This is a genomic window from Stenotrophomonas sp. NPDC077461 (genome assembly GCF_049545475.1).
Classification (GTDB): Bacteria; Pseudomonadota; Gammaproteobacteria; order Xanthomonadales; family Xanthomonadaceae; genus Stenotrophomonas; species Stenotrophomonas nematodicola.
Genome location: NZ_JBMWDO010000001.1, coordinates 807,065 through 823,333, shown reverse-complemented (window position 1 = coordinate 823,333; position 16,269 = coordinate 807,065). Strand labels below are relative to the sequence as shown.

At 67.9% G+C, this 16,269-nt stretch carries 17 protein-coding genes; 13 read left to right on the top strand and 4 right to left on the bottom strand.

Annotated elements, in window-relative coordinates:
• Window positions 1–54: 54 nt before the first annotated feature.
• The 8 genes from ACPEH8_RS03960 (at window position 55) to ACPEH8_RS03925 (ending at window position 6,558) form a co-directional block, all read left to right on the top strand.
• A complete protein-coding gene (locus tag ACPEH8_RS03960; protein WP_017356078.1) occupies window positions 55–585 on the top strand; it encodes a flagellar basal body-associated FliL family protein in 531 nt (176 codons plus the stop codon).
• A 9-nt stretch (window positions 586–594) separates the two neighbouring features.
• Window positions 595–1,602 carry a flagellar motor switch protein FliM gene (gene fliM, locus ACPEH8_RS03955; RefSeq protein WP_017356079.1) on the top strand — a complete coding sequence of 336 codons (1,008 nt, stop codon included), beginning with the start codon at window positions 595–597 and terminating at the stop codon, window positions 1,600–1,602.
• The gene (gene fliN / locus ACPEH8_RS03950; protein ID WP_136004066.1) at window positions 1,599–1,937 is read left to right on the top strand and encodes a flagellar motor switch protein FliN; all 339 of its coding nucleotides are present in this window, start codon (window positions 1,599–1,601) and stop codon (window positions 1,935–1,937) included. The genes fliM and fliN overlap by 4 nt, the downstream gene beginning before the upstream one ends.
• Window positions 1,938–1,948: 11 nt before the next feature.
• Complete coding sequence (gene fliO / locus ACPEH8_RS03945; protein WP_026070776.1) at window positions 1,949–2,335, top strand: flagellar biosynthetic protein FliO; 387 nt, start codon at window positions 1,949–1,951, stop codon at window positions 2,333–2,335.
• A 1-nt stretch (window position 2,336) separates the two neighbouring features.
• A complete protein-coding gene (fliP, locus tag ACPEH8_RS03940; RefSeq protein WP_017356082.1) occupies window positions 2,337–3,119 on the top strand; it encodes a flagellar type III secretion system pore protein FliP in 783 nt (260 codons plus the stop codon).
• Between the two features lie 7 nt (window positions 3,120–3,126).
• On the top strand, window positions 3,127–3,396 hold the full coding sequence (locus ACPEH8_RS03935; protein WP_017356083.1) for a flagellar biosynthetic protein FliQ: 270 nt from the start codon (window positions 3,127–3,129) through the stop codon (window positions 3,394–3,396).
• A 13-nt stretch (window positions 3,397–3,409) separates the two neighbouring features.
• Window positions 3,410–4,201, top strand: a complete 792-nt coding sequence (gene fliR, locus ACPEH8_RS03930; protein ID WP_423666088.1) for a flagellar biosynthetic protein FliR — start codon at window positions 3,410–3,412, stop codon at window positions 4,199–4,201.
• Between the two features lie 203 nt (window positions 4,202–4,404).
• A complete protein-coding gene (locus tag ACPEH8_RS03925) occupies window positions 4,405–6,558 on the top strand; it encodes a putative bifunctional diguanylate cyclase/phosphodiesterase (protein ID WP_136004064.1) in 2,154 nt (717 codons plus the stop codon).
• 15 nt (window positions 6,559–6,573) lie between these two features.
• Here ACPEH8_RS03925 and ACPEH8_RS03920 read toward each other — a convergent pair whose 3' ends face one another.
• The 4 genes from ACPEH8_RS03920 to ACPEH8_RS03905 are packed head-to-tail and all read right to left on the bottom strand — an operon-like array spanning window position 6,574 to window position 9,297.
• On the bottom strand, window positions 6,574–7,332 hold the full coding sequence (locus ACPEH8_RS03920; RefSeq protein WP_423666086.1) for a hypothetical protein: 759 nt from the start codon (window positions 7,330–7,332) through the stop codon (window positions 6,574–6,576).
• A complete protein-coding gene (locus tag ACPEH8_RS03915; protein ID WP_423666084.1) occupies window positions 7,329–8,045 on the bottom strand; it encodes a Tox-REase-5 domain-containing protein in 717 nt (238 codons plus the stop codon). Before ACPEH8_RS03915 ends, ACPEH8_RS03920 begins: the two co-directional genes overlap by 4 nt.
• Window positions 8,045–8,893 (bottom strand): DUF4123 domain-containing protein, encoded by an 849-nt coding sequence (locus ACPEH8_RS03910; RefSeq protein WP_423666082.1) that lies wholly within the window; start codon window positions 8,891–8,893, stop codon window positions 8,045–8,047. The genes ACPEH8_RS03915 and ACPEH8_RS03910 overlap by 1 nt, the downstream gene beginning before the upstream one ends.
• Window positions 8,890–9,297 carry a PAAR domain-containing protein gene (locus tag ACPEH8_RS03905; protein WP_136004059.1) on the bottom strand — a complete coding sequence of 136 codons (408 nt, stop codon included), beginning with the start codon at window positions 9,295–9,297 and terminating at the stop codon, window positions 8,890–8,892. Before ACPEH8_RS03905 ends, ACPEH8_RS03910 begins: the two co-directional genes overlap by 4 nt.
• A gap of 252 nt (window positions 9,298–9,549) precedes the next feature.
• On the opposite strand from ACPEH8_RS03905, the gene flhB reads away from it, so the two are divergent.
• From flhB to ACPEH8_RS03880, 5 genes are all read left to right on the top strand, one after another.
• Complete coding sequence (gene flhB / locus ACPEH8_RS03900; protein WP_153164176.1) at window positions 9,550–10,680, top strand: flagellar biosynthesis protein FlhB; 1,131 nt, start codon at window positions 9,550–9,552, stop codon at window positions 10,678–10,680.
• 17 nt (window positions 10,681–10,697) lie between these two features.
• Window positions 10,698–12,779 carry a flagellar biosynthesis protein FlhA gene (gene flhA / locus ACPEH8_RS03895; RefSeq protein ID WP_166473660.1) on the top strand — a complete coding sequence of 694 codons (2,082 nt, stop codon included), beginning with the start codon at window positions 10,698–10,700 and terminating at the stop codon, window positions 12,777–12,779.
• A gap of 152 nt (window positions 12,780–12,931) precedes the next feature.
• Entirely contained in the window at window positions 12,932–14,638 is a 1,707-nt protein-coding gene (locus tag ACPEH8_RS03890) for an AAA family ATPase (RefSeq protein ID WP_166472949.1), read from the top strand.
• Entirely contained in the window at window positions 14,625–15,512 is an 888-nt protein-coding gene (locus tag ACPEH8_RS03885) for a MinD/ParA family ATP-binding protein (protein ID WP_017357463.1), read from the top strand. The genes ACPEH8_RS03890 and ACPEH8_RS03885 overlap by 14 nt, the downstream gene beginning before the upstream one ends.
• Window positions 15,509–16,255, top strand: a complete 747-nt coding sequence (locus ACPEH8_RS03880) for an RNA polymerase sigma factor FliA (RefSeq protein WP_017357462.1) — start codon at window positions 15,509–15,511, stop codon at window positions 16,253–16,255. The genes ACPEH8_RS03885 and ACPEH8_RS03880 overlap by 4 nt, the downstream gene beginning before the upstream one ends.
• Window positions 16,256–16,269 lie beyond the last annotated feature (14 nt).

Genomic DNA, 16,269 nt, shown 5'->3' with positions numbered 1-16,269 from the left:
CCGCAGCCGGGGCCATTCAGGCACAGCGTTTGCATGTAGCCAGGAAGCAATCCAATGGAGCTTCCCCCCGTGGCCGCAGCCGCCGACAAAACCAAGAAATCCGCCGAAAAGGACAAGGCCGCCAAGCCGCGCAGTCCGCTTCTGATCACCGCCCTGGTTGCGGTGCTCGCCGCCGGTGCCGCCGGCGGTGGTGTGTGGTACTTCACCCAGTCCAAGCACGACGAAAAGCCGGCCAAGGCCACCGCCAGCAAGGGCGTGCCGGCCCCGGCGCAGTACTTCGGCCTGGAGCCGCCGTTCGTGGTCAACCTCAACGGGTCCTTCGACGGTCCGCGCTACCTGCAGGTGGAGGTGCAGCTGATGACCCGCGATCCGGCCGCGATGGAAGCGATCAAGGTTCACGCCCCGGCCATCCGCGCCAAGCTGCTGATGCTGTTCTCGCAGGTCGAGCCGGCGCAGATCGCCGACCGCGCCGGCAAGGAGCGCCTGCAGGCCGATTCGCTGGCCGAAGTGCAGAAGCTGCTCAAGGCCGAGACCGGGACCAAGGGCGTGGACGAACTGCTGTTCACCAGTTTCGTGACCCAGTAAGGGCATGCCATGAATGACCTGCTTTCCCAGGACGAGATCGATGCCCTGCTGCACGGCGTGGACTCCGGTGCGGTGGAAACCGATATCGACGCAGCGCCCCCCGGCGAGGCGCGCTCCTACGATTTCGCCAGCCAGGACCGCATCATCCGCGGTCGCATGCCGACCCTGGAGATGGTCAACGAGCGCTTCGCCCGCCTGTGGCGGATCGGCCTGTTCAACCTGATCCGGCGTTCCGCCGAGCTGTCGGTGCGCGGCATCGAGCTGATCAAGTTCAACGATTACATGCACTCGCTCTACGTGCCGACCAATCTGAACCTGATCCGCTTCAAACCCCTGCGTGGTACCGGGCTGATCGTGTTCGAGCCGACCCTGGTGTTCGCCATCGTCGACAACTTCTTCGGCGGCGACGGGCGTTACCCGACCCGTATCGAAGGGCGTGAATTCACTGCCACGGAAATGCGGGTCATCCACCTGCTGCTCAAGCAGACCTTCGCCGACCTGCAGGAAGCATGGGCGCCGGTGATGGACGTCGAGCTGGAGTACATCAACTCCGAGATCAACCCGCACTTCGCCAACATCGTGACGCCGCGCGAGTACGTGGTGGTCTGCCGGCTGCACGTCGAACTCGACGGCGGCGGCGGCGACATCCACGTCACCCTGCCCTACTCGATGCTCGAACCGATCCGCGAGCTGCTCGACGCCGGCATCCAGAGCGACCGCAACGACCGCGATGCCAGCTGGGGCGTGATGCTGCGCGAACAGCTCAACATCGCCGAAGTCACCCTGTCCAGCGTGCTGGCCAGCAAGCGCATGAGCCTGCGCGAACTGACCCGCCTGAAGATCGGCGACATCCTCCCGATCGAGCTGCCGGCGCAGGTGCCGGTGTGCGTGGAGAACATCCCGGTGTTCACCGGCGAGTTCGGCATCGCCAACGGCAGCAACGCAGTGAAGATCACCGCCACCCACCCCCCGGGCGTCCGCCCGCGCGTTCCCGTAATCCAGGAAGACCCGCAATGAACGACATCGACACCAACGCGCCGGCACCGGCCCAGTTCACCAACCTGCAGTCCGACGAGATCCCCGGCAGCACCGACCTCAACCTGGATGTGATCCTCGATGTGCCGGTCACGCTGTCATTGGAAGTGGGTCGCGCGCGCCTGCCGATCCGCAACCTCCTGCAGCTCAACCAGGGCTCGGTGGTGGAACTGGAGCGTGGTGCCGGCGAGTCGCTGGACGTCTTCGTCAACGGCACCCTGATCGCCCACGGCGAAGTGGTGGTCATCAACGATCGCTTCGGCGTGCGCCTGACCGACGTGGTCAGCCCGAGCGAGCGGATCCGGAGACTGCGTTGAGCGCCTGGGCGCTGATCGCCGCCGGCACCACCACCGCCAAGGTGGGCCAGCACGCCGCTGCCGCACCGAGCATGTTCGGTGCCGTGCTGGCGCTGCTGGCGGTGCTGGCCCTGATCGTCGGCCTGGGCTGGGTGCTCAGGCGCATGCCGGGCAGCGGCTTCCGCCCTGCCGAAGGCCTGCGCGTGGTGGCCAGCCTGACCGTCGGCGCCAAGGAGCGCGTGGTGGTCGTGGAGGTCAACGGCGAGCAGTTGCTGCTCGGCGTCACCGCCGGTGGCATCAACGCCCTTCACCGCCTGCCCGAACCGTTGCCGACGCCTGCCCCGGCGCGGCTGCCGGACTTCAAACACTTGCCGAATTTCGCGCAGATGCTGCAACAGCGGCTGCGCAAGGACTCCTGACATGCGTGGCCCTCGTAACCCCTGGACCCATTACCTGCCCCTGCTGATGCTGCTGGCGCTGTGCGCGCTGCCGGCACTGGCCTGGGCCGCCCCCGGCCTGCCCGGCACGCCGGCGCTGCCGGACGTGAACGTCGGCAAGATCGGCGGCCAGCCGGTGAGCCTGCCGCTGCAGACGCTGCTGCTGATGACGGCGATCACGCTGATTCCGTCGATGCTGCTGGTGTTGACCGCTTTCACCCGCATCATCATCGTGCTGGGTCTGCTGCGCCAGGCACTGGGCACCGGGCAGACCCCGTCCAACCAGGTGCTGCTCGGCCTGGCCCTGTTCCTGACTGCAATGGTGATGCTGCCGGTGTGGCAGAAGGCCTGGGGCAGTGGCATGGCGCCCTACCTCAACGGTGAGATCGACTTCCAGACCGCCTGGACGCTGACCACCCAGCCGCTGCGCGCCTTCATGCTGGCGCAGATCCGCGAGACCGACCTGATGACCTTCGCCGGCATGGCCGGCCACGGCACCTACGCCAGCCCGGATGCGATTCCGTTCCCGGTGCTGGTGGCCTCGTTCGTCACCAGCGAGCTGAAGACCGCCTTCGAGATCGGCTTCCTGATTTTCATTCCGTTCGTGATCATCGATCTGGTCGTGGCCAGCGTGCTGATGTCGATGGGCATGATGATGCTGTCGCCCATGCTGGTCTCGGCCCCGTTCAAGATCCTGCTGTTCGTGCTGGTCGACGGCTGGGTCCTGGTGGTCGGCACGCTTGCCGCCAGCTTCAACGCGGTCTGAGGTCGCCATGACGCCCGAACTTGCCCTTACCGAACTGCGCGGTGGCCTGATCACCGTGCTGTGGGTTGCCGGCCCGCTGCTGCTCACCGTGCTGATCGTCGGCGTGGTGGTCGGCGTGGTGCAGGCCGCCACCCAGCTCAACGAGCCCACTATCGCCTTCGTGGCCAAGGCCGCCGCGCTGACCGCCGTCCTGTTCGCGCTCGGCAGCCTGCTGATCGGCCACCTGGTGGAATACACCACGCTGCTGTTCCAGCGCATTCCCCACCTCATCGGCTAGGCAGGCACGCACGATGGATTCGGCCACTCAGATGGCTGCCGAAGGCCTGCAGGCCTTCGGCATGATCGGCACCATCCTGTGGACCATGCTGCGCATCGGCGCGATGGTCATGGCGATGCCATTGATCGGTACCCGCGCGGTGCCGCAACGGGTGCGGGTGATGCTGGCCGGTGCGCTGGCCATCGCCCTGTCGCCGATGCTGCCGCCCGTGCCAGCCTGGACCGGGTTCGACGCCGCCACCGTATTGAGCATCGCGCGCGAACTGGCCATCGGCGTGTCGATCGGCTTCCTGCTGCGGTTGGTGTTCGAGGCCGGGGCGATGGCCGGCGAACTGGTCGCCCAAGGCACCGGCCTGGCGTTCGCGCAGATGAGCGATCCGCTGCGCGGCGGCAGCTCCGGCGTGATCGGACAATGGTTCTACCTGCTGTTCGGCCTGCTGTTTTTCACCTCCAACGGGCACCTCGCGCTGATCTCGCTGCTGATGGACAGTTACAAAGCCGTGCCGATCGGTGCCGAGCTGCCCAATGTCGATGCGTTTCTCAGTGCCGCCCCGACCTTTCTGCTGCAGGTGTTCCGCGGCGCGCTGACCCTGGCCCTGCCGCTCACCGTGGCGATGCTGGCGGTCAACCTGGCCTTCGGTGTGCTGGCCCGGGCGGCGCCGGCGCTCAACCCGATCCAGCTTGGCCTGCCGGTGGCCCTGCTGCTCGGCCTGTTCCTGCTGACCGTGCTGGCCGGTGAAATGGGCCCGCCGGTGCAGCGCCTGTTCGACGCCGCGTTCCAGGCTGCCGACGGCGTGACGCACTGAGCCGGGGCGCGATGCACGTTCCGTCACGGATTCGTGCTGCGGCTCTTGCGAGACCCCCCGGGCATCGCGGTAGTCTTCACGGGTAGCGTTCGTTTCATCGGAGTCATGGGGAGACTGCCGGTGAGGGTGCCATTGCGCATCCTCGGTGATCACGGCGGTGTACGCCATGCCATCGCATTCGTGCAGGCCAGGGAGAGTCACCCATGCTCGTCGGCAGCTACGCCCCGTCCCTCGTACTGATCTCGCTCCTGGTCGCCGTGATGGCGTCCTTCACCGCGCTGGACATGGCCGCACGGGTCACCACCGCGCCGAGCCGGCGCCAGACCGCGCTCTGGCTCGCCGGCGGGGGATGTGCGATGGGGCTCGGCATCTGGTCGATGCACTTCATCGGCATGCTGGCCTTCCGCCTGCCCATCCCGCTGGGCTATGACATCGCCATCACCGGGACGTCGCTGCTGGCCGCGATCGCCTCTTCCGTATTCGCCCTGTGGCTGGTCTCGCTGCCCACCCTGCCGCACACGCGGCTGGCACTGGGGGCCCTGCTGATGGGCATCGGCATTGCCTCGATGCACTACCTGGGCATGGCCGCGATGCGCATGCAGCCGGGGATCGTGTACGACCCGGCCTGGTTCGTGGCCTCGGTGCTGATCGCCGTGGCCGCCTCCTGGACCGCCCTGTTCGTGGCCTTCCGCCTGCGCGGCAGCCAACGCCGCCTGCGCGACCGGCTGGCGCCGGCGGTTCTGCTCGGCACCGCCATCGTGGGCATGCATTACACCGGCATGGCAGCCGCGCGATTTCCCGCCGGCAGCATCTGCGGCGCGGCCGGTCGGGACGGGCTGCAGACGCAGTGGCTGGCGGCGATCGTGCTGGTGCTCACCATCTCGATCCTGACCATCGTGCTGGTGGTGTCCTGGCTGGACCAGCGCATGCAGTCGCACCTGCTGCGGGTGCGCAACTCGGACCTGCGCACCTCCCTTTACGACGCCCAGGCCGAACTGACCCAGGCCGCCCTGCACGATCCGCTCACCCGCCTGCCCAACCGGCTGCTGCTCCAGCAGCACATCGAGCAGTCGCTGAGCCGGGCCGAGCGCAACGGCACCCGGTTTGCCGTGATGTTCATGGATCTGGACGGATTCAAGCAGGTGAACGATGCGTATGGCCACCAGACCGGCGACGCCCTGCTGGTCGCCGTGGCCGAGCGCACCCGCCAGCTGCTGCGCCCCGATGACGTGCTCGCACGGTTGGGCGGCGACGAGTTCGTGCTGGTGGTCGGCATCGACAACGGCGAGGACATCGCCGCCCTGGCCAGCCGCATCATCCAGACCATCGGCCACGAGCCGCTGCTGCCCGACCACGAGCTGCAGGTCACCGCCAGCATCGGCATCGCCATCTGCCCCGATCATGCCGCCAGCGAGCGGCAGCTGATGGCCTTCGCCGACGCGGCGATGTACCAGGCCAAGGAAGCCGGCCGCAATGCGCAGGTGCTGTTTTCTGACTGGATGAACGACAGCGCCGAGCAGCAGTTCCAGCTGCTCGCCGATCTGCGCCGGGCGATCGGCACCGACCAGCTGTTCCTGCATTACCAGCCCAAGACCCGCGTGGCGGCCCACACCGTCTGTGGCGCCGAGGCCCTGATCCGCTGGCGCCACCCGCAGCACGGACTGGTGCCCACCGAACGTTTCATCCGGCTCGCCGAACGCAGCGGCGTGATCAACGAGATCGGCCGCTGGGCGCTGGACGAAGCCTGCCGGCAGCTGCGCGAGTGGCACGACGCCGGCCACGACAGCTGGACCGTGTCGGTCAACCTGTCGCCGGTCCAGTTCAGCTCGCCGGACCTACTGCAGGACGTGCGGCGCGTGCTGCAGACCCATCGCATGGACCCGCGCCGGCTGATCCTGGAGATCACCGAGAACACCGTCATGCGCGACACGGAAGCCAGCCTGCGCCTGCTGCAGTCACTGGCCACGCTGGGGGTCGGCATCTCCATCGACGATTTCGGTACCGGCTATTCCAGCCTGCTGTACCTCAAGCGGCTGCCGGCCAGCGAGATCAAGATCGACCATGCGTTCGTGCGCGACCTGGAGAACAGTTCGGAGGATGTGGTGATCGTCTCGGCGATCGTCGCCCTGGGCCATGCGCTGGACATGGACATTGTCGCCGAAGGCGTGGAGACCACCGGCCAGCGCGCGTATCTGGAACGGCTGGGCTGCGACTACCTGCAGGGCTATCTGCTCGGCCGGCCGGTGGACGCGCAGCGCTTCATGCAGCTGCATGACCATCCGCGGCCACGGGTGGTAGTGGCGCCGGAGTGGAACGCGGACGAAGACCTCTCCCCACCCGGCCACCCGGCCGGCTGACGGCACCCCGCCGGTTCAATCGAGCAGTGTCGCGTCGGTGACATCCAGCAGCCCCAGCTGCGCCATCCGCGCTTCCACCTCGTGCACCTGGCGCAGGTGCGCCTTGTTGCGCAGGTCCAGACAGCCCTCTACGGACACGATGATCGTGCCGCAGCCTTTCACCACGTGGACCGAGGCAGCTTCAGGGATGTACCGGTGCGGAACCAGTTCGGGGACGAACCCCATCCAGCCTAGCCAGCGGCGATGGGGAAACAGGCGGTGGTGCTGGACGTAAGTGTCGAAACCCTCTCCATCAGGGAGAGCGCATGTCACGTCGGTAGCAATGTGAAGGACACCCAACACCTCTGCAAGGGCCGCCACGACGCTGCGCACCATCTGCAGCGTGCCATCACGTCCGAACGCTTCCACAGGCTGATACAGGGAGATCGTACAGACGCCAAACCAGGGCCTGAGCGCAATCTCCACACGGCCGGGGGACAACCATGCAGCGGGGGTGTGTGCTGTCGTGATGACACCCTCGACCGTGCTGGGCAATGTGCCGTAGTCAACGCGATCGGCGTCTGCGTAGCGCTGCATCCTCTCCATGAACCCGCGCGGATTGGAAAGTGGCATCAGACCGCGATCCGGCGCTCGAGGCAGGGAGACCCACGCTGACGGGGGCGGAAACACGCCCTGCAGCTTTTCGAGCATACGCACGAGGCAATCATGCACAGCCTCGGACGTCATCGAACGTTCGGGGAGAATGGCCTCGACGAGCACACTTCTCATCGTCATGGGGAGTACCGGCAAGCGGATGACAACGGCCCAAATGCCTTGGAGGCTGCTTCATAGCAAAGGCGCTGCAGAAAATGCCACTCCAGCTTTGCGGGAGCACCTTGTCGATGGACATGCAGCGACTGGGCGCTCAATTGACGCATCCAGCTTTCAACTACATTCGGCGACCTGAATCTGGCCCAGCCTTGCAGTTCTCCGTCACTCTCAAAGAACTGCTGGTAGTGCCCCTTCGCCTCAACCACCGTGCACCGCGAACGCCAGAATCCATCAAACCGGATCGCGCCGTGCCGCCATTCGGTGATCGTAATTTCGGTCATGGACTTGGGCACTCTGGCCAGCATCCGGTCCAGTGCCGTTCCGCCGTAGGTGTAGTCGAAGTGCTCCGGCGCCGCGTACAGGTTGGCGATACGTCGCTGGTAATCGAAATCACGGAACTGCCTGTACGGAATGGTGTAGTTGGCCGGCGTCAGATAGCCCTGCGCCAGCTTGCACGTCGTGCAGGCGTTCTGATTGCTGGTCTGCGCGCAGTCGGTATCGCGCGCCTGCACCGACGGCTCCACCACGGTATCGGTACCGATACCCACGGCGCGCTGGATGTCCGCCCAGACCTGGCCGATGCTCGGCCCGGTGGGCACCTCGCGGGTCGGGTCCCAGCCGCCGGGATGAGCCGGGGGCGGCGGCGGAAGTGGCAGGGGCAAGGGAAGTGCACCCATCAACGCTCCTTTCGGTGGGACAGGTGTGGCGAGGCAAGCAACGCGAGCAGGTCGGCAGCCGTCACGTTGGGCTGGTCGGTGCTGTTGAACCACACGCCGGTCACGGCGTGGTCGCGCAGCGTGCGTGCCCAGGCCACGTCCGCTTTCACCCAGCGCACCAGCGTGGGCAAATGGGTGATGCGCAGTGCACGCACCGCGTGCCGGTAGCTGTCGTGCACGGTCGCCCGCAATGCATCGTCGGCGACAGCGAACGTGGCGTCAGGGTAATCGTGGCGGACTTCGGCCGCCATCGCGGGCGCCCAGTCCGCTGCATCGGGCAGGCTCAGCGCGGCGTACTGTCCTGCAGAGAGCTGCAGCGGGCCGGTGCCCGACGGTTCGGTTTCCGGGTCCGCCCGCACCGTGACGGGGCGCCCCTGCAGGGTCGTCTCCCACACTCGCACGGGGCCGAGCAGGTCGCGCTGCTGAGCCGGGGTCAACACGTCTCCATAGCGCCGCCAAGCACGCGGGCAGTAGAAGCGCATCAACGCACGCTGGCCATCCGGGCGGCGCAGTTCGAGGCACGCCTGCAGGTGGTTGAACAGCGCGTCGAACCCGCCCGCCGCCCAGACCCGGGTGACGCCGGCCGCCGTGCCGCCCAGCGTCACCCGCCAGCGTTCCACCGGCTGCTGGAGCGCGCCCCGCGGCAGCGCCACCAGCCAGGGCGCCGCGTCGGCATGGATGGCCTCGGGACGGCCGGCGAACAGGCATCGCGCGACCACCCCCGCACTGGCGACGTGGTGGCGCAGGTCGCCGATGCGCCCGGGTGACGCGGCACAGTCAACCAGGGCGTAGTCCTGCAACGCACTCATTCCAGGCGCACCATCGGCGTGCCGGACCGTGCGGCGTCCATCAGGCACTCCAGACAGACCGGCGGCGCACTGGACGCGGCTGCCGGCGCGCAGACAACTGCCGGTCCCGCGACGTCTTCCTTCGCCGGCGCGGGCGCCGCCTCCACGTACACCAAACGCTGCACGGTCGAGCGCAGATGGCAGCCACACGCAAGCAGATCCCCGTCCAGCGCGACAGGCTGGCCATCCACGCGCAGGGTCGGATCTCCACCGACGATGGCGAACGCGCCCCCGTGCAGCGGACAGGTGGCGTAGTCGCCCACGCGCGCCACTGCAGCGCCCTCGATATCGGTGAACGGCGAGCCGGTGATCACCCGGCCGCACCTGCTGGTGGTGTCACCAACAACGATCCAGTATCTGCGCATGGCCCTCTCCTATGCCTTCCCTGGGGCCAGGACTGTCCCCCGCGCAGCGCCGGCGTCGCCATCGGAATCGACCGAATCTGCCGGCGCGCCCGATGCTCCCCTGTGACACGGGCGATGGCGGGCAGGCGGCCTGCCCCGCCGGATGTCGCGACTGCCCTGCCCCGCGGCCTGCCCCCGCCCTGGCCGGCGTCGAAACGAAACGGAACGGATCTTGCACGCACTTGGAGGAATCCTCCCCCGTGTCGTGCCCCGATGTCCGAGAACGAACAAGCCGGCGAAAAAACCGAACAACCGACCGAGAAACGGCTGCGCGACGCCCGCGAGCAGGGCAACATCCCGCGCTCGCGCGAGCTGGCCACGGCAGCGGTGTTCGGCGCCGGTGTACTGGCGCTCATGGCCTTCTCCGGCAGCATTTCACGCAACGCGCAGGCCTGGATGAAGCAGGCGCTGAGCCCCGAACCCGGTCTCCGCCAGAACCCGATGGCCCTGTTCGGCCATTTCGGCGAGAGCCTGGCCCAGCTGCTGCTGGCGCTGTGGCCGCTGGTGGTGGTGTGCCTGCTGGCCAGCTTCCTGTCACCGGTGGTGATGGGCGGCCTGCGCTGGTCCAACAAATCCCTGATGCCCGATGTGAAGCGGCTCAGCCCGATGGCCGGGATGAAGCGCCTGTACGGCCCCGAGGCGATCGCCGAGTTCACCAAGTCGCTGCTGCGCATCGCGTTTGTCGGCACGGCGGCCGGACTGGTGGTCTGGGGGGGTATCCAGCCGTTGCGCGCCCTGCTCCACCAGCCGCTGGAAGCGGCGATGGTGCATGGGCTTGGCTTCACCCTGAAGCTGATGCTGGCCACCGGCGGCGCGATGCTGCTGCTCGCGGCGATAGATGCGCCATACCAGCGCTGGAACTGGATGCGCAAGCTGAAGATGACCCGGGAAGAGCTGCGCCGGGAAATGAAGGAGAGCGAGGGCAGCCCCGAGGTAAAGGGCCGCATCCGCCAGCTGCAGCAGCAGATGTCCAACCGACGGATGATGGAAGCGGTGCCTACCGCTGACGTGGTGGTGGTCAACCCGACCCACTACGCCGTGGCCCTGAAGTACGACGGCGGCAGGATGGGCGCCCCCACCGTGGTGGCCCTGGGGGTGGATGAAACCGCCTTGCGCATCCGCGAAGTGGCCGACGGCAACAAGGTCGCCATTGTCTCCGCGCCGCCTTTGGCACGCGCCTTGTATCGGGAAGGCCAACTCGGCAAGGAAATCCCCGTGAGATTGTATTCGGCCGTCGCCCAGGTCCTGTCCTACGTCTACCAGCTGCGCAGCTGGCGTTCCGGCCCGATGCCGGCCTCGCCGCGCATCGACATTGAAGAATTCACCAACGGAGCCCGCCCGTGAGCGCCCAGCCTGCAGGAATGAACGTGCGCAAGGCGCTGGATATGATCCGCCACGGGCTTGGTGCCCCGCTGATCGTGCTGGCGTTGCTGGCAATGGTGGTGGTGCCGCTGGCACCGCCGGTCCTGGATGCCCTGTTCACCTTCAACATCGCCATCTCGCTGATGGTGCTGCTGGCGGTGGTCTATGTGAAGCGGCCGCTCGACTTCACCATCTTCCCGATCGTGCTGCTGATCACCACCATGCTGCGCCTGGCGCTGAACGTGGCCTCCACCCGCGTGATCCTGCTCAATGGCCAGAACGGCCACGAGGCGGCCGGCAAGGTGATCGCCGCGTTCGGCGAGTTCGTGATCGGCGGCAACTACGCGGTGGGCATCGTGGTGTTCGCGATCCTGACCATCATCAATTTCGTGGTGATCACCAAGGGCGCCGGACGCGTCTCGGAAGTGACCGCGCGCTTCATCCTCGATGCCATGCCCGGCAAGCAGATGGCCATCGACGCCGACCTCAACGCCGGTTTGCTGACGCGTGAGGAGGCCAAGGCCCGTCGTGAGGAAGTCCGTGAGGAAGCCGACTTCTACGGTGCGATGGACGGCGCCAGCAAGTTCATCCGCGGCGACGCCATCGCCGGCATCCTGATCCTGTTCATCAACATGCTCGGCGGCCTGGCCGTAGGCGTGTTGCAGCACGGCATGCCATTTGGCGAATCCGCGGCCACCTACACGCTGCTGTCCATCGGCGACGGCCTGGTGGCGCAGCTGCCGGCACTGCTGGTGTCCTCGGCGGTGGCGATGCTGGTCACCCGCGCCTCGCGGTCGCAGGACATGAGCCAGGCGATGATGGGCCAGGTGTTCGGCCAGCATCGCGCGCTCACCATCGCCGCGGCCATCCTCGGCGTGGTCGGGCTGGTCCCGGGAATGCCCAACGTCGCCTTCTTGACGCTGGCCGCCATCCTCGGCTTCATCGCCTGGAAGCTCTGGAAGAAGAGCACCGCGGCTGCCCGCGCCGCTGAAACCGCAAGCGCCGGCCGCCCCGATGCACCGGGCCTGCCCGGCGCCACGCCCTCGCCCACCGCCGAGCTGACCTGGGACGAACTGCGTCCGGTCGATCCGCTGGGCCTGGAAGTGGGCTACCGGCTGATCCCGCTGGTGGACAAGAACCAGGGCGGCGAGCTGATGGCACGGATCAAGGGCGTGCGCCGCAAACTCACCCATGACATCGGCTTCCTGATCCCTTCGGTCCACATCCGCGACAACCTGGAGCTGCCGGCCACCGGCTACCGCCTGCTCATCCACGGCGTGCCGGTAGCGACGGCGGAAATCCACCCGGACCGCGAGCTCGCCCTGGACCCGGGCAGCGCGCTCGGCGCGCTGGACGGCATCGCCGGCAAGGACCCCGCGTTCGGCCTGGACGCCACCTGGATCCAGCCGCATCAGCGCGCCCATGCCGAGTCGATGGGCTACACCGTGGTCGACCCCGCCACCGTGGTGGCGACCCACCTGTCGCACCTGATCCGCGAGCACGCCCCGGAACTGCTGGGCCACGAGGAAGTGCAGCAGCTGCTGGCCAACCTCGGCAAGAGCGCCCCCAAGCTGGTGGAGGACCTCACGCCCAAGTCGCTGCCGCTGTCGGCGGTGGTGCGGGTGCTGCAGAACCTGCTGATCGAGCGCATTCCGATCCGCCAGCTGCGCAAGATCGTCGAAGCGCTGGTGGAGAACGCGCCCAACAGCCAGGACCCGTCGGTGCTGACCGCCGCCGTGCGCAACGCGCTGGGCCGCTTCATCGTGCAGGAGATCGCCGGCATGTCGGCGGAGCTGCCGGTGTTCACCCTCAACCCGCAACTGGAACGCGTCTTGCAGGAGTCCACGCAGGGCAACGGCGCCGCGCTGGAACCCGGACTCGCCGAGCGACTGCACCAGAGCCTGGCCGACTGTGTCGGCAAGCAGGAAGCGAAGAACGAGCCGGCGGTTGTGCTGGTACCCGGCCCGGTACGTGCCGCGCTGGCACGGCTGGTACGCCACAGCGTCCCCTCGCTGTCGGTACTGGCCTACAGCGAGGTGCCGGAGGACAAACGGTTGAAGCTGGTCGGCACGATCAGTTGAGCCGGTACTCCGACGGCAACGCGCCAGAAAACAGACACCCCCACTTTTGACATCACCGCAGCAGGACACAGAGGGAAACCCGGACCGTGCAGACCACCGACAACCAGCGCTTCCCTTCCACCACCCCGCCGCCCCAGTCCCGGTACCACAGCATGAAAATCAAACGCTTCGTCGCCTCCGATATGCGCTCGGCCATGAACCTGGTGCGCAAGGAACACGGTCCTGACGCGGTGATCCTGTCCAACCGCCGGATCGAGGAAGGCGTGGAGATCGTGGCTGCGGCCAACTATGACGAAGGCGCCGTGCAGCGCGCCCTGGAAGCCTCGCGCAAGGATGTCGCGCCGCCGCCGGTGCCGCGCCCGCGCAGCGCCGCCGATGCGGTGATCGCCGCCGTCACGCGCCGCAAGGCCCCGGTCGTCGCCCCCGAACCGGTCGCGGCCACCACCTCGGCCGTGGCCGCCCTGGCGCGCGCGGCCGTTGGCGCCACCGGCCGCACGCTGGATACCGCCAACGAAAACGTGCCCCCGCCGGGCAGCGCCGGCTTTGCCGCCACGCTGTCGCGGGCCAGTGTGGCCACCCCCGTCAATGAACCGTCGCTGCCGGAGCAGATCTTCGCGCCGTTCAATGTCGAACAGGCGGCCGCTGCTGCGCCCGCGCCGATCGCGGCCCCGGCCGCACCGGCCGCCGCGCCGATCAACCGCGCGCGCTTCGTGATCGACCCGCCGATGGACGATGCCCCGCACATCCAGATGTATGCACCGCCGGCCCAGGCGCCGGTGACGATGCCGCCGCTGCCGGTCGCCGCCGTGGCCGCGCCGGTGTCGGCGGTCCTGGACCCCGTGCCGGTGGCGCAACCGCCGGCACTGCCGGTCGCGGTCGCCGCTGCTGCAGCCGACATCGCGGCCGATGCGGTTGCGCGCCCCGCACCGGAACTGACCGTGGTGCCCCGGGACGACGAGGAAATCCGCCAGCTGCGTCACGAAGTGGCCGGCATGCGCCATGTGATCGAGCGCGAAATGCATCGCTTCACCGACGAGCGTCTGCGTGGCTCGCCGGTCCGAGCGGCCGCGTTGGACCTGATGGAGGAGTACGGCTTCGATGCCGGCATCAGCCGCGACGTGGCCCTGCAGATCCCGCTGGATACCGAAGCCCATCGCGGCCGCGGGCTGATGCTGGGCCTGCTGTCCAAGAAGCTGCCGATCGCCCCGGTCGATCCGCTTGACGCCGGTGGTGTGATCGCCCTGGTCGGCCCGACCGGTGCCGGCAAAACCACCACCATTGCAAAGCTGGCCTCGCGCTTCGCCGAGAAGCACGCCGCACGCGACGTGGCCCTGGTCACCACCGACACCGGCCGCATCGGCGCCCGCGAGCAGCTCTACGGGTTTGGCCGTCAGCTTGGCATCGCCGTGCATGAAGCCAACAGCGGCACCGATCTGAGCCAGCTGCTGGAGCGTCTGCAGGACTACAAGCTGGTTCTGATCGACACCGCCGGCCTTGGTCCGCGCGACCGTGCCCTCGCCGCCCAGCTGCAGTGGCTGCGGGCCGCCGACCGCATCCGCACCCTGCTGGTGCTGCCGGCCAACACCAGCTTCGGCGACATGGACGAAGTGGTCCGCCGCTTCAGCGCTGCCAACCCGCAGGGCGTGGTGCTGAGCAAGCTGGACGAGACCGGCCGCTTCGGGACCGCCCTGTCCGTGGCGGTAGACCACTGCCTGCCGATCACCTGGGTGACCGACGGCCAGGACGTCCCGGAGGACCTGCACCGCGCCAGTGCGGCCAATCTCGTCCTTCGCCTTGAAGATTTGCGCCGCGCGGCCGATATGCCCTGCAACCCGGAGTTCAACCATGCCGTCGCGTGAGTACGCCAAGCTGACCAAGACCTTCCCGTTGTCGGCTACCCGCAGCCAACCGCTGGGCCCTGTCCGCACCATCGCCGTCACCGGCGGCAAGGGCGGCGTGGGCAAGACGAACGTTTCGGCCAACCTGGCCGTAGCGCTCGCGGACATGGGCAAACGCACGCTGCTGCTGGACGCCGACCTCGGCCTGGCCAACATCGATGTGATCCTCGGCCTGCAGCCGAAGGTGACCCTGGCCGACCTCGTCGCCGGGCGCTGCACGCTGGAGGAAGTGATCATGGAGGGCCCGGGCGGCGTGCTGGTGGTGCCGGCCGCGTCCGGTCGCCGCCACATGGCCGAACTGCAGCCGGCCGAACACGTGGGCCTGGTCAACGTGTTCTCCGAGCTGGAGCGCGAGCTGGACATCATGGTGGTGGACACCGCCGCCGGCATCACCGATGGCGTGCTCACCTTCTGCCAGGCCGCACAGGACACCGTGGTGGTGGTCTGTGACGAGCCGGCCTCGATCACCGACGCCTACGCACTGATCAAGGTGCTCTCCCGCGAGCGCGGCGTGGACCGCATCCAGGTGGTGGCCAACATGGTGCGCGACCCCAACGAAGGCCGCGTGCTCTACGAGAAGCTGACCCGGGTCTGCGAGAAGTTCCTCGCCGACGTGTCGCTCAACTACCTCGGCTGCGTTCCGCAGGACGACTGGCTGCGCCTGTCGGTGCAGCGCCAGCAGCCGGTGGTCAAGGCCTACCCGTCCAGTCCGTCGGCGCTGGCGATCACCGAGATCGCCCGCCGGACCGCCCGCTGGCAGGCCCCGACCGAGCCGCGCGGCGGCGTCGAGTTCTTCCTGGAACGCATCCTCAAACAACGCGGGGTGGCCGCATGAAAGGCGCCGCACAGTACAAAGAGGTCCAACGTACCGCCGCCAACGAGTGCATCGCCCAGCATTCGGACCTGGTGCGGCGCATCGCCCACCACCTGGCCGCGCGCCTGCCGGCGAGCGTGGAAGTGGATGACCTGATCCAGGCCGGCATGATGGGCCTGATCGAGGCCTCGCGCAGCTACGACGCCGACCAGGGCGCCTCGTTCGAGACCTACGCTTCGATCCGCATCCGCGGGTCGATGATCGATGAGATCCGTCGTGGCGACTGGGTGCCGCGATCGGTGCACCGCCGTGCACGCGATGCGGCCGCCACCATCCGCCGCCTGGAGCAGAGCACCGGCCGTGCCGCCAGCGCCACCGAAGTGGCCAACGCGATGGACATGCCGCTGCCGGAATACCTGCGACTGATGGAAGACGCCGCACGCGGCCAGGTACTGAGCCTGGAATCGCGGATCGAGGACCAGGGCGAGCTGGATACCGTCGCCCAGGGCGGCCCGACCCCGCAGCAGGTCCTGGAGCGCGGCGAGTTCGGCCGTGAGCTGGGCAATGCGATCGGCCTGCTCCCCGAGCGCGAACAACTGGTGCTGTCGCTGTACTACGAACAGGAATTGAACCTGAAAGAAATCGGCGCGGTGCTCGGGGTGAGTGAATCCCGGGTGTGCCAGATCCACGGCCAGGCGGTATTGCGCCTGCGCGGCCGACTGAAGATCTTCGAGGCGGCCGACGCCGGCCTCGAAAACCCTTGAAATCGAGGAAAGTG

Bases quoted from the DNA above. Each gene is read 5' to 3' on its own strand.
- ACPEH8_RS03915 (WP_423666084.1), bottom strand. From the start codon at position 8,045: ATGGGTGCACTTCCCTTGCCCCTGCCACTTCCGCCGCCGCCCCCGGCT.
- ACPEH8_RS03905 (WP_136004059.1), bottom strand. From the start codon at position 9,297: ATGCGCAGATACTGGATCGTTGTTGGTGACACCACCAGCAGGTGCGGC.
- ACPEH8_RS03910 (WP_423666082.1), bottom strand. From the start codon at position 8,893: ATGAGTGCGTTGCAGGACTACGCCCTGGTTGACTGTGCCGCGTCACCC.
- fliN (WP_136004066.1), top strand. From the start codon at position 1,599: ATGAACGACATCGACACCAACGCGCCGGCACCGGCCCAGTTCACCAAC.
- fliP (WP_017356082.1), top strand. From the start codon at position 2,337: ATGCGTGGCCCTCGTAACCCCTGGACCCATTACCTGCCCCTGCTGATG.
- ACPEH8_RS03925 (WP_136004064.1), top strand. From the start codon at position 4,405: ATGCTCGTCGGCAGCTACGCCCCGTCCCTCGTACTGATCTCGCTCCTG.
- ACPEH8_RS03890 (WP_166472949.1), top strand. From the start codon at position 12,932: ATGAAAATCAAACGCTTCGTCGCCTCCGATATGCGCTCGGCCATGAAC.
- ACPEH8_RS03960 (WP_017356078.1), top strand. From the start codon at position 55: ATGGAGCTTCCCCCCGTGGCCGCAGCCGCCGACAAAACCAAGAAATCC.
- ACPEH8_RS03880 (WP_017357462.1), top strand. From the start codon at position 15,509: ATGAAAGGCGCCGCACAGTACAAAGAGGTCCAACGTACCGCCGCCAAC.
- flhB (WP_153164176.1), top strand. From the start codon at position 9,550: ATGTCCGAGAACGAACAAGCCGGCGAAAAAACCGAACAACCGACCGAG.
- flhA (WP_166473660.1), top strand. From the start codon at position 10,698: ATGAACGTGCGCAAGGCGCTGGATATGATCCGCCACGGGCTTGGTGCC.
- fliM (WP_017356079.1), top strand. From the start codon at position 595: ATGAATGACCTGCTTTCCCAGGACGAGATCGATGCCCTGCTGCACGGC.
- ACPEH8_RS03935 (WP_017356083.1), top strand. From the start codon at position 3,127: ATGACGCCCGAACTTGCCCTTACCGAACTGCGCGGTGGCCTGATCACC.
- ACPEH8_RS03920 (WP_423666086.1), bottom strand. From the start codon at position 7,332: ATGACGATGAGAAGTGTGCTCGTCGAGGCCATTCTCCCCGAACGTTCG.
- fliR (WP_423666088.1), top strand. From the start codon at position 3,410: ATGGATTCGGCCACTCAGATGGCTGCCGAAGGCCTGCAGGCCTTCGGC.
- ACPEH8_RS03885 (WP_017357463.1), top strand. From the start codon at position 14,625: ATGCCGTCGCGTGAGTACGCCAAGCTGACCAAGACCTTCCCGTTGTCG.